Annotated in this window: 12 protein-coding genes; 7 read left to right on the plus strand and 5 right to left on the minus strand. The window is 33.0% G+C overall.

All coding sequences use genetic code 11. The features are described from left to right. Positions 1–2 precede the first annotated feature (2 nt). The 6 genes from queF (at position 3) to B7R67_RS16040 (ending at position 6,124) form a co-directional block, all read left to right on the plus strand. A complete protein-coding gene (gene queF / locus B7R67_RS16015) occupies positions 3–500 on the plus strand; it encodes a preQ(1) synthase (protein WP_088012612.1) in 498 nt (165 codons plus the stop codon). A 284-nt stretch (positions 501–784) separates the two neighbouring features. Continuing rightward, positions 785–1,471 carry a response regulator transcription factor gene (locus B7R67_RS16020; protein ID WP_088071997.1) on the plus strand — a complete coding sequence of 229 codons (687 nt, stop codon included), beginning with the start codon at positions 785–787 and terminating at the stop codon, positions 1,469–1,471. Next, positions 1,471–2,475, plus strand: a complete 1,005-nt coding sequence (locus tag B7R67_RS16025; RefSeq protein ID WP_088071998.1) for a sensor histidine kinase — start codon at positions 1,471–1,473, stop codon at positions 2,473–2,475. Before B7R67_RS16020 ends, B7R67_RS16025 begins: the two co-directional genes overlap by 1 nt. A gap of 104 nt (positions 2,476–2,579) precedes the next feature. Beyond that, the gene (locus B7R67_RS16030; RefSeq protein WP_088071999.1) at positions 2,580–3,341 is read left to right on the plus strand and encodes an ABC transporter ATP-binding protein; all 762 of its coding nucleotides are present in this window, start codon (positions 2,580–2,582) and stop codon (positions 3,339–3,341) included. Then, on the plus strand, positions 3,331–5,274 hold the full coding sequence (locus B7R67_RS16035; RefSeq protein ID WP_088072000.1) for an FtsX-like permease family protein: 1,944 nt from the start codon (positions 3,331–3,333) through the stop codon (positions 5,272–5,274). The genes B7R67_RS16030 and B7R67_RS16035 overlap by 11 nt, the downstream gene beginning before the upstream one ends. 178 nt (positions 5,275–5,452) lie before the next feature. After that, positions 5,453–6,124, plus strand: coding sequence for a YdeI/OmpD-associated family protein (locus B7R67_RS16040; protein WP_088072001.1), 672 nt, complete (start codon positions 5,453–5,455; stop codon positions 6,122–6,124). Positions 6,125–6,187: 63 nt separating this feature from the next. On the opposite strand, the gene B7R67_RS16045 is transcribed toward B7R67_RS16040, so the two are convergent. The 3 genes from B7R67_RS16045 to B7R67_RS16055 form a co-directional block, all read right to left on the minus strand. Continuing rightward, the gene (locus B7R67_RS16045; protein WP_088072002.1) at positions 6,188–6,391 is read right to left on the minus strand and encodes a YbdD/YjiX family protein; all 204 of its coding nucleotides are present in this window, start codon (positions 6,389–6,391) and stop codon (positions 6,188–6,190) included. After that, positions 6,381–8,459 (minus strand): carbon starvation CstA family protein, encoded by a 2,079-nt coding sequence (locus B7R67_RS16050; RefSeq protein ID WP_088072003.1) that lies wholly within the window; start codon positions 8,457–8,459, stop codon positions 6,381–6,383. The genes B7R67_RS16045 and B7R67_RS16050 overlap by 11 nt, the downstream gene beginning before the upstream one ends. Positions 8,460–8,743: 284 nt before the next feature. After that, positions 8,744–9,634 (minus strand): TetR/AcrR family transcriptional regulator, encoded by an 891-nt coding sequence (locus B7R67_RS16055; protein ID WP_088072004.1) that lies wholly within the window; start codon positions 9,632–9,634, stop codon positions 8,744–8,746. A gap of 211 nt (positions 9,635–9,845) precedes the next feature. Between B7R67_RS16055 and B7R67_RS16060 the strand changes: the two genes are divergently transcribed. Further along, positions 9,846–11,378 (plus strand): DHA2 family efflux MFS transporter permease subunit, encoded by a 1,533-nt coding sequence (locus B7R67_RS16060; protein ID WP_088072005.1) that lies wholly within the window; start codon positions 9,846–9,848, stop codon positions 11,376–11,378. A 112-nt stretch (positions 11,379–11,490) separates the two neighbouring features. Here the strand turns inward: B7R67_RS16060 and B7R67_RS16065 are convergent, their stop codons facing one another. Further along, entirely contained in the window at positions 11,491–12,831 is a 1,341-nt protein-coding gene (locus tag B7R67_RS16065) for a hypothetical protein (protein WP_088072006.1), read from the minus strand. A 381-nt stretch (positions 12,832–13,212) separates the two neighbouring features. After that, positions 13,213–14,895, minus strand: a complete 1,683-nt coding sequence (locus tag B7R67_RS16070; protein WP_088072007.1) for a long-chain fatty acid--CoA ligase — start codon at positions 14,893–14,895, stop codon at positions 13,213–13,215. Positions 14,896–15,282 lie beyond the last annotated feature (387 nt).

The following is a 15,282-nucleotide window of genomic DNA, read 5'->3' on the forward strand; positions in this document are numbered from 1 at the left end:
AAATGGTAGGAAGATCAAAAGGTTCACTTGAAGATGTATCATTACTTGGCAGCAACAATACGAAATATTTATTTGAATATGACCCAGGAATTTTAGAAACATTTGATAATACTCACCCTGACCGTGACTATTTCGTAAAGTTTAATTTCCCAGAATTCACTTCACTTTGTCCAAAAACTGGCCAACCTGACTTTGCGACAATTTATATTAGTTACATTCCTGAGAAAAAAATGGTTGAAAGTAAATCATTAAAGCTATACTTCTTTAGCTTCCGTAATCACGGCGACTTCCATGAGGATTGCATGAATATTATTATGGATGACTTAATTAAATTAATGGATCCTCGTTATATCGAGGTTTGGGGAAAATTCACTCCACGTGGTGGAATCTCAATTGATCCTTATTGCAACTACGGTCGCCCTGGTACAAAATACGAAAAGATGGCTGAACATCGTATGATGAACCATGATTTATATCCAGAAAAAATTGATAATCGATAAAAAGATTAAAGTACACTGTAAATTTTTACAGTGTACTTTTTTAATTGGCTCTGTCTGTTAATGTTAATTATATATATCATAAAAGACATTTTCGAAAAAGATAAGTTTTTACTACCTTCCCTGTCTCCTTGATTCTGCCATTCCTTGAACCTGCTCTTACGCGAGTATCCTGTAACGAAAATCAACCTTCTTTTTTAAAATATCCTTTTCTATACGGTTGTGGCACTCAACCATCTTTTACTTTACAATAAATGGAAAAGAACTAAAAAAAGTGGTGAATACATTTGTTTAAACTATTACTTATAGAAGATGATTCTTCTCTCTTTTCTGAGATTGAAGATCGTTTAACTGGCTGGTCATATGAGGTATATGGGATAACAGACTTTAGTAAAGTAATTCAAGAATTTACAGAGATTAAACCAGACTTAGTCATCATTGATATACAACTCCCGAAATACGATGGTTTTCATTGGTGTCGCATGATTCGTTCTCATTCAAATGTTCCGATTATCTTTTTATCTTCAAGGGACCATCCTTCTGATATGGTTATGTCGATGCAGCTTGGAGCAGATGATTTTGTTCAAAAGCCGTTTCATTTTGACGTTCTAATCGCTAAAATTCAGGCTACTTTACGTCGAGTTTATAACTATAATACTGAAAAAATTGCTCTTAAAACTTGGTGTGGTGCCACAGTTGACTATGAAAAAAATACGGTATCAAATGAAAGTGGATCGATTGAACTCACAAAGAATGAAATTTATATTTTAAAACTATTAATTGAACAAAAGAACAAAATTGTAAGTCGCGAGGAATTAATAAATGGACTTTGGGAAGATAAGCGTTTTATTAGCGATAATACACTAACAGTAAATGTAAATCGTTTACGGAAAAGACTTGATGAAATTGGTTTAGGACAATTTATTGAGACAAAGGTAGGGCAAGGTTATATTGCTCTAGAAGAGGAATTCTGATGATTAAAACCTATCTAATTGAGCGATTTAGTTGGATTCTTTTTTTTCTACTAACACAGGTACTCATAGTATTTGTTTCATTTATTGATTCTTCCATACCTTTAACATCCCTGCTTTATATTGTCTTCTTATCAATATTATTATTTATCATTTTTTTAATTGTTCGGTATCCTAAAGAAACTAGATTCTATAAGAGTCTGATCGATCGTGAAGATGACCTTGATTTGACAGGAATTGTAGATTCCAATAGTCCATTTGAAGAAATTATTGAAAATAGCTTAACAAATCAAACAATCTTATTAAAAAAAATAGCGATTCAGAATCAAACTACCTTAGAAGAAGAAAAAGATGATCTCCTATCGTGGATCCATGAAGTAAAAACACCATTAACTGCAATGCACTTAATGATTGATCGTATGAAGGATGAAAAATTAAAGTCAAATTTAACATTTGAATGGCTGCGTATTCACTTATTACTGGATCAGCAACTCCATCAAAAAAGAATACCTTCTATTGAAAACGACCTTTATATAGAACAAGTTCAGCTTGAAGATGTCATTTTTCCAGAGATTAAAACCTTACAGTCATGGTGTATACATAAAGGAATCGGATTTGATATTGAACTAGAAGAACTAGAAGTATTTAGTGATGCAAAATGGCTTTCCTATATTATAAGACAGCTTTTAACAAATGCAGTGAAATATAGTACATCCTCTGACATTCGTATTACAAGTAAGAAATTAAATGGGCATGTGATTCTAGAAATTGAAGACTTTGGTCGTGGTATTCATTCAAAAGATTTACCACGTATTTTTGAAAAAGGCTTTACTTCTACTACCCAGCATCAAGACAATGCTTCAACTGGGATGGGCTTATATTTAGCACAGAAGGCTGCACAGTCCTTACATATTACGTTTCAAGTAAAGTCGGAAATTGAGAAAGGCTCAATTTTCACGTTAACCTTCCCTATCCGTAATGAATTTGTAAAAATAACAAGCATGTGACAAAATTGTCACATGCTTTTGTTTAATGTTCGGTTAATCAAAGGAAACCGTCTGAGTAACCTTTTATACTAGTTTTATCAAATGAAAATAAAGGGGTGTACGAAGTGAATATTTTAGAAGCAAAGAAAATTCATAAAAGTTACGGAAATAAATTTAATAAACAGGAAGTTTTAAGCGGCATTGATATAAACATCGAAAAAGGTGAATTTGTTAGTATTATGGGTCCATCTGGATCGGGTAAAACAACCTTATTAAACGTTCTATCCTCGATTGATAAGATCAACGGTGGTACGATTGCAATTGAGGGTAAGGATATTACGGATATGAAAGAAAAGCAATTGGCAGAATTTCGCAAACACTATTTAGGCTTTATCTTCCAAGAATACAACTTACTAGATACATTAACTGTAAAAGAGAATATTCTTCTCCCTTTATCAATTACAAAAACTGCACCAAATGAGGCTAATCAAAAATTCGATGTCATTGCGAAAGAACTTGGTATTTATGAATTAAAAGATAAGTATCCAAACGAAATTTCTGGAGGGCAAAAACAGCGTACATCAGCTGCTAGAGCATTTATTCATGAACCTAGTATCATTTTCGCGGATGAACCTACAGGAGCTTTAGATTCAAAGTCTGCATCAGATCTATTAAATAAATTAAGCGAGCTAAATGAAAAAAGAAATGCCACTATTATAATGGTTACACATGATCCAGTAGCAGCAAGCTTTTGTAATCGTGTTGTCTTTATTAAAGATGGACAAATTTATTCCCAACTTCACAAAGGTGATGAAACAAGACAGAATTTCTTTAAAGATATTATGAAAACTCAAGGCGTATTAGGTGGTGTTCACCATGAGCATTAATCACTTGATATTCCGAAATTTAAAAAAGAATTTAAAGAACTATTATCTTTATGTTTTTGCTTTAATTTTTAGTGCAGCCTTGTACTTCTCGTTTGTCACATTACAGTATGATCCATCAATGGATGCTACAAAGGGTTCAATCAAAGGAGCAGCTGCAATTCGCTCGGCGTCCATTTTACTTGTCGCAATTGTTTCGATTTTCCTTTTGTATGCAAATATGATTTTTATTAAAAGAAGAAGTAAGGAAATTGGGTTGTTCCAATTAATCGGAATGACGAAAGACAGGATTTTTCGCATTCTAACGATTGAGAATTTTATTCTTTATTTTACTTCATTGGTCCTTGGTATCTTAGTAGGTTTTTCCATTTCAAGACTAATCATTATGATTTTATATAAAATCACTGGGGTTAAAGCAATTGCTACTTTACATTTTTCTACACAAGCATTAGTACAGACATTAATTGTATTTATTGTGATTTATGCATTTATTATGTTAATGAATTATGGTTTTATTAAAAGACAAACGATTTTATCTTTATTCCGAGTGGTCTCATCGACTGAAGGAAAACTTAGAAAAATGTCTATTTTTGAGATTTCTATTGGGATTTTAGGTATTTTATTAATTCTCTCTGGCTACTTTTTATCATCAAAACTATTTGATGGTGATTTTACGACGGTGACTCAGCTGTTTTCGGCAATGATCTATATTTTAGCATCAGTCATTATTGGAACTTATTTAGTGTATAAAAGTTCAGTTCGTTTTATTTTAAATATCATTCGTAAAAAGAAAAATGGGTATTTGAATATAAATGACGTCCTATCTTTATCTTCAATCATGTTTAGAATGAAGTCTAACGCATTACTACTAACTATTATTACAACCTTGTCAGGTCTAGCTATTGGTTTATTATCTTTAAGTTATATATCTTACTATTCTGCAGAAAAAACGGCGGAAAGCCATGTCCCTGCTAATTTTTTCTTAGGCAATAAGAAAGATTTACAGACCTTCACATCTGCTCTTAATAACAATGGTATAAACTATACTGAAAAACACATCGAAGTTATTCAAGTTAATGTAAATATAAAGAATATACTAGAAAAAGAGCTAGATGGAATGATGAAGGATGCAAATAAGTTCCCACTAGCAGTCGTAAGTGAAAAAGCTGTTAAAGTGAACCTTGCTTCAAATGAAGCGCTATTTACTGGTTATGATGATATCCTTCAAAAATTTATGACATTGAAGGATTCGGGGCAATTAGAATTAACTAGCAACAAGAAAACATTTAAACTAAACTATTTAGGTTTAAAGCGTGAAAAGATTATACCTTCCTACTTTACAAACGGAGGATTTCCTACAGTCATTGTAGACGATCAAGTTTTTAAAACTTTAAAGCAGAATCTTGACTCATCAATTCAAAAAGATACGACTGATTATAATGGCATTAATATAAGTGATGAGAAATTAATCGAAAAAGCAAATAACATTTATGTGGATCATAAGTTCGATGAAAATTATCCTAATGCTTCACGACTTGAAATCGTTAATAGTCAGAAAGCAAATATGGGACTTATTATGTTCATCGTCGGATTTTTAGGATTAACGTTTTTAATAACATCTGGATGCATTTTATATTTTAAACAAATGGATGAAAGTGTTGATGAAAAGCCTAATTATACGATTTTACGTAAACTTGGTTTTTCCCATAGTGATTTATTACGAGGAATTCGTTCTAAGCAACTATTTAACTTCGGGATTCCATTAATAATCGGATTGGTGCATAGTTATTTTGCTGTCCAATCAGGGTGGTTCTTATTTGGTACGGAATTATGGACACCAATGATTATCGTTATGGCTTTATATGCCGTTTTATACTCTGTATTTGGCATATTATCCGTTCTTTATTATAAAAAAGTAATTAAAGAGGCCCTTTAAAATAAGTAAAGGCAAAGTTGAAAAGGATAGGGAAAAACTTTTTATGATTTGATTAACTCTCTTCCCCTACTCTTCTCCTTCCTTATAAATAATAGAAGTTCAAATTGAGCTTCTATTATTTTTTTTGCTTTTTTTGATTTATAATAGCCTTATAAAACTACTTTAAAGGTGGATCTGGATGACGAAAACAATCGTTGAAAAGCTAAACTTAAAAAAATATAAAAAAGCTGCAGTTTTAAACCAACCAAATGATACAAATTATTTCGCCGATTTACCCCATTTTGATACGAATCTACTAAACCATCCTTATGATCTGATATTTGCTTTCGTACTTGATATGGACTCGCTTAAAGAACTTGTATCACAGATTATACCTAATCATTATTTAGACAAAAATGGTTATCTTTTTATTGCTTATCCGAAAAAAGGAAACAAAATATATCCGACTTATATACATCGTGACGATTTATTTGAAGGATTAGGCGCGGATGAAAGTGGCTATATTGGCTCAAGTACAATTAAATTTGCACGTATGGTTGGATTGGATGACGTCTTTACAGTAGTTGGGTTAAAAGACGAATCAAAAACAAGAGCTGCAAATTCATCGAAAGCAAGTCAATGTGTAGATGACTATATTGACTTGATTCCAAATGTTGAAAAGGATTTGGATGATTCTCCTGAATTGCTTACAGTCTATAATTCTCTTACTCCTGGCTATCGTAAAGATTGGGCCCGTCACATATATAGCGCTAAGCAAGAAGCAACGAAAGCAAAAAGGCGCGAAGAAATGAAAATGGCTTTAAGCGCTGGTTATAAAACGATGGATTTATATCGTAGAAGTAAAAAATAAGGTTGAAATGCCAAAATCCACAAGGAATTTCCTTGTGGATTTTCTTCATCTATTAGGCACTCTTTAGCAACAGCGAGTAACTTTACCACCTTTAAAATTAAAGCGTGATTCTTGTGCTTCTATGAAAAACTCTTTTCTAGACTGAACTGGTTGATCAGGGTGATGGCTTTTCATATGTTCAACATATTTTTCATAGCTTGGTACACCTACAAGTAAGCTAATGAACTGTTTGTAATATTTTTTGAACTCCTTTATTTTATAGCGCATAATTATTTGTTTCACTTTCTTCTCGTTTAATATACGGAGTTTCATGTAATTTTACTGGTTTATTGGACAATATATTTATCCAATTTCGAATCGAAGCAATTAATACTAGAAGTACGATGATCATAAACAATCCACAAATCGTTGCATCAATGTAATCATTTAAGATAATCTGGTTCATTTGTGCTTTACTAGCCGCCGGAGCAAGGATTTTGCTAGCATCTAAACCTTCTTTAAAAACCTTAGCATGCGCTAAAAATCCTATTTTTGGTAAGGAATGGAATAGCTTTTGCCAGCCAGCGGTCATCGTAACAACTAGTATCCAAATCGTTGGCAATAGTGTTATCCAAGCATACGCCTTTTTCCCCATTTTCAATAATATCGTTGTACCGAGTAACAATGCAATCGCAGCAAGCATTTGATTGGCGATACCGAACAAAGGCCATAAAGTATTGATTCCTCCAAGTGGATCAATAACTCCTTGATAAAGGAAATATCCCCAGCCGAATACACAAATAGCTGTTGCAATTAGATTAGCAGGAAGCGAATCTGTCTTGCCAAATGGCTTGTATACATTACCTAAGATGTCCTGGGTCATATATCGACCAATACGAGTACCTGCGTCAATTGTCGTTAATATAAATAGCGCCTCAAATAAAATAGCAAAGTGATACCAAAAAGCCATTAATGCCTTTCCGCCAATAACTTTAGAAAAGAGTGCTGCCATACCGATTGCTAAAGTTGGCGCACCTCCAGTACGAGACAGAATTGTTTGCTCTCCTACATCCTTTGCTAACGTGGATAGTTCATTAGGCGTTATTGTAAATCCCCAACTCGAAACTACTTGGGCTACTTGATTTACATCTGTTCCAATGATGGCAGGTGGACTATTAATAGCAAAATAGGCTCCTGGCGTTAATAAACACGCAGCAATCATAGCCATTACAGCAACGAATGACTCCGTTAACATCGCACCATATCCAATGAAACGGGCATGTGTCTCACGCTCAATCATTTTAGGGGTAGTACCAGAAGCAACTAATGAATGGAATCCAGAAACAGATCCACAAGCAATTGTTATAAATAAGAATGGGAATAGATTCCCAGCAAATACTGGACCAGTTCCATCAATAAATTTTGTAACGGCCGGCATTTGTAAGTCTGGTGCTACAATAATAATTCCAATTGCTAAACCTAAAATCGTACCAATCTTTAAAAATGTACTTAAATAATCACGTGGTGCTAATAAAAGCCACACTGGCAGAACTGATGCTATAAATCCATAACCAATTAACATAAGAGCGATTGTTTCACCCTTAAACGTAAACATTGCTGCTAGAGTTGAACTTTCTGCAACGTGTTGTCCAGCGACTAATGAAATTAAAAGTAAAATGACACCTATAAAGGATCCTTCCCCTACACGGCCTGGACGAATATATCGCATATAAATACCCATGAAGAGTGCGATTGGAATAGTCGCTGCAATCGTAAACATTCCCCACGGACTACCTGCAAGCGCTTTTACAACTACTAGTGCTAATACAGCCAATAAAATAACCATAATTCCTAAAATACCTATTAAAGCGATGACCCCAGTTATCGGGCCAATCTCTTCTTTAATCATTTCTCCTAATGATTTACCATTTCTACGCGTCGAAGCAGCTAATATGACAAAATCCTGTACTGCACCAGCAAGTACAACCCCTACAATAATCCAAATTGTTCCAGGTAGATAACCCATTTGCGCAGCTAAAATTGGTCCTACTAATGGTCCTGCACCTGCTATAGCTGCAAAGTGATGACCAAATAATACCCATTTGTTCGTTGGCACAAAGTCTTTACCATCATTATTAATTTCAGCAGGTGTCTTGCGATCTTCATCAAGTTTAAATACTTTTTGTGCAATAAACTTACTGTAAAAACGATAAGCTACCGCATATGTACAAACAGCCGCTGTGAGGAGCCAAATTGCATTAATTGTTTCCCCTCTTTTTAAAGCTAATACAGAAAAACAGAAAGCCCCAAGTATTGAAATTAATCCCCAAACTACTATTGATTTTAAAGATTTCACAAACAAGTACCCTCCTTTTTCTTTTATAAAAGAAAGTATACCACCTATTCAGAATTTTTTGTAAATTACTGGTAAAAAAAGTATAATGACGACATTTATACTGATTTTAAGCTGCGGTCTCTTCAAAAAAATAGACTAAAGTTGTATTGAACTTTTCCATTTAAAAATTTTCAAGGGAAAAATCAACTTTTAGGCATTAGAAGTTTTAAAAGCTAATGAAACACAAAAGAAAACCATCCTATGCATTAAAAAGCAAAAGAATGGTTTTCTTTTATATTTTCAGGCTACTTAACAGGTTGAATAAAATTAATGTCAATCAGTTCACTCAGTCTTTGTAGTTCTTTTTCCCCTAGTAACGTTTTTCCTTCATTTAAGGATGTTAGTGCACTTTCAATTAAAAATTTGCGCGGTGTTTTAGACTGCAATAATTCATTTTGTAAAAAGTCTAGTAACTCATTGTATTTTACTTGTTCATTACTGTTTAACGCAGATTTTTTCATTGTACAAATGATTGTGCAGAGCTTTTGTTGTAGATTTTCTTCGGTCTTTTTTACTGGTAACCATCTATCTAACAATCCTAAGTTGAACAATTGCTCACCAGATTCCTCAACGTCCTCTACGATCTTAATCATTCGTTTTACACTGTAACGGACGACTTGATCCATACTAATATTGATGTCTTTCGCAAGGTCAAAGTATCTCACATTATGGTGGATAATTCCTAAAAACATGATGGCACTATCTAATAAAAAAGCTTTCTTCTCGTGGCCAAAAATGTCTAAAAAACGCGTATATACCCAATTTAATGTTTTGAAATTACCCTCTCTTATGAACTGCTTTATATCCAAGTCATTTATATAAATTACTTCTTCAAATAGAGAAATTAATTTATTATCTCTATTTGCCTCCATTAATAAAGTGATTTGTTTAATGAAAATTTCAATATTCGAAGGACTCTGTCCAATCAATAACTCATTTCTTTCTTGTTCAAGTTTTTTATAAATCATATTAAATAATGCGACTACTAAATCACTTTTTGATGAAAAATAATTATAAAATGTACCTTTAGAAATACCGCTATAGTCTAATATGTCTTGGATAGACGTTGCTTGATATCCTTTTTCTATAAACAATTCATGAGCTATTTTTACAACATGTTGTTTACGATCATTCATATAATCACCTTGGTTCTAGTTAATTACTGCTTAAAAAACATAGTACATTATTTTAGCATTTAAAACTAGTAAATATCTGTTTAGATTATTAAGGATTTCTAATGGTTATTATAATTGCATCTAATGAATGAATGGTATATCATATTATCTTATATAGAATATGGAAATAGAGTTCAAAAATTTGAACTGTAGGTATAAAGGAGGGGGATTCATGGAACATTCCATGAATAAATCGGTTCGCCCACCGTATGGGATCATTACGATTTTAATGACCGGGGCGTTTATTGCTTTCTTAAATAGTACATTACTGAATATTGCATTACCTTCAATTATGAAGGATTTGGACGTTGGTCCATCAACTGTTCAGTGGCTGTCAACTGGATACATGTTAGTCAATGGAATTTTAATTCCAACAACTGCTTTCTTAATTCAAAAACATTCAGTTCGACATCTATTTTTAACAGCACTTTTATTATTTAATATTGGTACATTTACCGCAGGTTTTGCGCATGTCTTTCCTTTATTATTAACAGGGCGTATGGTTCAAGCTTCTGGATCGGCTATTTTAATGCCATTATTAATGAATGTAATGTTAACTAGTTTCCCTGTTGAAAAACGAGGAACGGCAATGGGATTCTTTGGATTAGTTATGATGGGTGCACCAGCAATTGGGCCAACATTATCAGGTTGGTTAATTGAACATTATGACTGGAGAATGCTATTCCATGTAGTTTCTCCTGTTTCTGTAACGATCTTAATCGTGGGCTTCTTTTTATTGAAAGATAAAAAAGGAAAAACAGATAGTCATATCGACCTTTTATCAGTATTATTATCGAGTTTAGGATTTGGTGGATTACTCTATGGTTTTAGTACTTCGGGAACTAAGGGATGGGATAGTCCAGAAGCTTATCTTACTTTAATTGTAGGCGTGGTTTCATTAGTATTATTTATCGTACGCCAGTTAAAACTTGATAAGCCTATGCTTAACTTTACAATCTATCGTTATCCAATGTTTGCATTATCATCAGCGATTTCGATTGTAGTAACAATGGCAATGTACTCTGCTATGATGCTTTTACCAATTTATACTCAAACACTTCGTGGCATTAAACCTTTTGATGCAGGTTTAATGTTACTCCCAGGTGCTCTTTTAATGGCAATCATGTCACCAATTACAGGTAAATTATTCGATAAAATTGGTGGAAGAATATTGGCTGTAACAGGTTTAATTATTATGACGGTTACAACTTTCTTTTTAAGTAAATTAACGATGGATACAACCTATACTCATATCATTGTTCTGTACTCATTGCGTATGTTTGGGATGTCAATGGTAATGATGCCAGTATCTACGAATGGCTTAAATCAGTTGCCTAAACGATTTTATCCTCATGGTACTGCTATGAATAATACATTACAACAAGTGTCAGGTGCGATTGGTACAGCTTTACTAATAACAGTTATGTCGAATCGTACAGAATCAAAAGCTAAAGAGTTAGCTGCGGAAGCGATGAAGCATGTAACTAGTAAGCCTTCACCAGAAATGCTTGCTCAGATTAAACAAGAGATTACAATGAAATCGATGTTAGAAGGAATTAACTTTTCATTCTATGTGACTGTTTTCGTTGCAGCTATTGCACTGGTCCTTGCATTCTTTATTAAACCAGCAAAGCCAGCAGAAGAATCAGTAGAAGAAAATAAAAGTATAAATGCTAATCTTGGGAAAAAATTAGCAGAGAATTAATATAATCAATATGAAAAAAGTTCAACCAGTGGTTGAACTTTTTTTATTAATCGTAAATAAAAATGTCATCTTGAATGATCTGTCCAGTTATATCCTAAAAGCTTCCATTTTTTTATTTACTAATCGGAACAGGCTGAACTTTACAATAACGAACAATTTCATTTTGGTAATCATTTATTTTCCTAAACATTCCAGTGTAAGTGCCATTTATGTATTTATCATCTTCTAATCCCTCGTAGTTAGGGTATTGATAAATTACTTTTCCTAGAGTATCCGTAATATCTTTGTTTTCAGCAATTAAAATATTGATTTTCACTAGCCTAGCTAAATACTCTTGATAGATAAAAGCTTCTTGTAAATGCGATTTAATGCTTTCTTGAAATGTATCCTTTATTAGTAGATTAAGTTTACTTCTCGCAGTAATTGCCTCATTCATAATTGAAGTCCAATTTTCATTAGCATCTTTGTTGTATTCCTCAGTAAAGACAAGTTGGGAGAAGAACGCTGATCTTGCATCATTATATTTAATAAAACCAGTCCACATTATATCATTTTTACAACATTCTATTGCTTTTTTAAATGCGCTTCTTGATTCGTCTAAATACATCTTGTACAGTTCAATCTCTTCTGAAGTTAATTCACCTATCTGAGCAACTATTTTTTTTAGTACTTCCACATCGAAAAAGTCCCTATTTCCTAACTCGAATTTTTGACGGATTATGTACATTGCTTTTTTATTATAAAATAGACCTAAATAGTTGTAATAAACAGTTTGTGTTACTGAATTTTTAATCATTGCTCCCCTAACGTCAAGTAGTGATGAAGCAATCTTATACTGATCTGTATGGATTAATTCTTGATAATTCATAACGCATTTTATTAGTTTTACGGTTTCTTCAATTAAAATTAAGTTTCCGGTACTTACTGCAATTAACGCAACCTTTCTCTTATCAATCGTTCTAAGTAGATTGTTCATTCTCTCTATATTTTCTTTTTGGTGTTTATCTGTTGATTGAAATAGGGAAGGAAAGAATACAATTAAATCAATAAACTCCTGCAGACTTTCAGCAAATTCAATCGCTGATTTTGGCTTCTTTTTAAATTTATTTTCTAGATGATTAAAAATAGCAGTTCCTACATCTTTTGGATCCTGCATATAATACTCTCTCAATAAACTCGTTATTGAAATAACATAATTTTCATTTTCCAATACATTTCCTTCCATTTGTGAAATGGAATTTACACTATCGATTGATACGTATGTTTGAGTTGCAATAATGAATGCAATAAAAGCTAAAACTAAGGAAAGAAACGTAATCGTGAAATTAATGAGATCAGTAGTCGTTTTAAATGGGAAAATCTTAATGCAAATATAGATTGAAAATGATCCTAATATAGCAATTAATATGTAAGGATAATGTAGCTTTGGAAACTTTAATTTAGGTAACTTCATATTTCGCTCCTTTTTTTATTTGTATCGCTCACAAGTTTTCGGTAATTCAATCGTATAATCTCTTATCTTTAAATGACAAGGAAAATTTTAGAAACAGGTTTTTAAAATGAATCTATTAAAAATGAATGTTGATTTCCGTTTCAGGATACTCGCTTTCTTAAGAGCAGGAATAAGGAAATATATAAAAAAACTTTAGTTTATTTTTATTTCCTCTATGTATTTTTCGTCCTAAGCTTTTCAAGCCCTTCCACTCCAATCAACCTCTTTAAATATTCTATATTTTAGATTCCATAAAATCTTCAACAATTAATATTAACAGAACCTAAAAATAAAAAATGGAACCTAAACTATTCAATGTTTAGATTCCACTTTTTTCTATCCTTATTCCTTAAGTTGTTCTACCTTATTCCATTCCGCTTCTTGTAGCGTTCTCCACAAAACTTTCCCACTTGCTGTCGTAGGTAGTTTATCGATAAATTCAACATATCTCGGGTATTTATAACTTGCCATATGTTCTTTTGCCCATTCGATAATATCTTCCTCGTTTACTTTATCTGAATAAATTGGATTCAAAATTACATAGGCCTTTACAGTTTCACCCCTTTTTTCATCAGGCTTACTAACTACACATGCTTGTTGTATAGCTGGATGTTTATAAAGTAAGTTTTCGACTTCTGTTGGCCAGACCTTAAATCCAGAAGCATTAATCATTCTCTTCACTCGATCAACGATAAAATAATACCCTTCTTCATCAAAGCGACCGATATCCCCAGTTCGGAAAAACTGTTTTCCATCTATTTCGATAAAAGCATCATTTGTTTCTTCTGGTCGATTAAAGTACCCTTTAAATACTTGCGGTCCATTAACTACAATTTCCCCTACTTCACCAACATTTAATTGTTTCGTCGTTATTGGGTCGATAATTCGAGCATCTACGTCAAACGACGGGATTCCAAGACATTGAAGCTTTGGTCGATCTGGTGGATTAAAGTGCGTTTGAGCAATTGTTTCTGATAAACCATAGCCTTCTACAAATTTTAGACCCGTAAGTTGAAATAATTGCTCACCTACAGCTTCTGGTAGAGGTGCTCCTCCACCAGCTATATTCTCAAGCGACTTAATATCGTCCGTATTTAATGCTGGGTTTCCAAGAAAATCAATTAGCATCGTGCTAATATTGACCCAATGCGAACACTTATATTTTTCAATTAGTTTGCAAGCATGGTTTCGATTCCATCTCGTTAACATAACCATACTTGATCCTGTAAGAATCGGAGTATGCATACCATGAACCATACCAGTAACATGGAATAGTGGTAAGGTCGAAAAGTTAACTGCATTTGCAGAAATATTCATCCAAACTGCAGACCCTACTACATTCGCTTGAACAGTTTTATGTGTGTGAATACATCCTTTCGGTAATCCTGTCGTTCCTGATGTATAAGGGAGGACTGCGGTATCTTCGGGTTTACCTTCATAACTTGAAGGTGTTAGCTCAGCATGAATCGCATCTTCCCAGTAAAAAATATGATCATTTTCATAGACTTTCTTTGGTGCAATCATTTCCGCCGCTAAGTCCGTAACAAGTGGCATTGCAGGTAAGTATTCTGAATAGGAAGCTACAACTAAATGCTTTAAGCCTGATGTACCTTGTAATGGTTCAATTTGAGGCGATAGCTCTTGACCTATAATTGCCGTTTTTATTTCACAATCATTTATGTAATATTCAAGCTCATGGGTAGTGTTCATCGGATTAATCGGGACAACGATTCCTCTTACCCTTAAAATCGCATAAAAGGCAATCACGTATTGAGGTGAGTTTTGCATGAAAAGCATAACTCGTTCTCCTGGTTCTACTCTTAATTTATGTTCAAGATAACCAGCTAAACAGTCAACCTCCTGAAGCAGCTGCTTATATGTTTTGGATGCTCCATAATACTCTATTGCTGTTTTATTAGGATATCTTTTTGCTGAAACAACTAAGTTATCATAAAGTGTTGCTTCTGGTATAGTTAGAGATTTTGAAACCCTTTTAGGCCAATACGCAAAATGTGATGAACTCATCTTTTTCCCTCCGCTTATTTACCATAATTTTTTATATAATTTTTTAGTACAAACGGTAAAATATTTTTACTACTTAAATGTTAAAAAATTTCATAAAAAACGTTAGAAAGCGCATACAATTTGTTGTATTCGAGAACTATTTAGCTTGTTTAGTTGAATAAAGTTTTTTTATTGAAAGTGATAAACTAAGTGGTCGTCGTTGCAAGGTTTATGTGGAAAATGGTGAATTGTTTATAAAGGCTTAAATTATGCTAAAAATTAAACTTTAGACTCTATTATACTGGATAAGTTCAAATGAATAAATAGTTTTTAGAAAATTTAAAAAACTTTAAATTACGACTGCTCTAGTAAAATAGAAATAGAAAATTCTCTAACTCCATTTTTTCA

Source organism: Gottfriedia luciferensis (assembly GCF_002156865.1).
Lineage (GTDB): Bacteria > Bacillota > Bacilli > Bacillales > Bacillaceae_G > Gottfriedia > Gottfriedia luciferensis.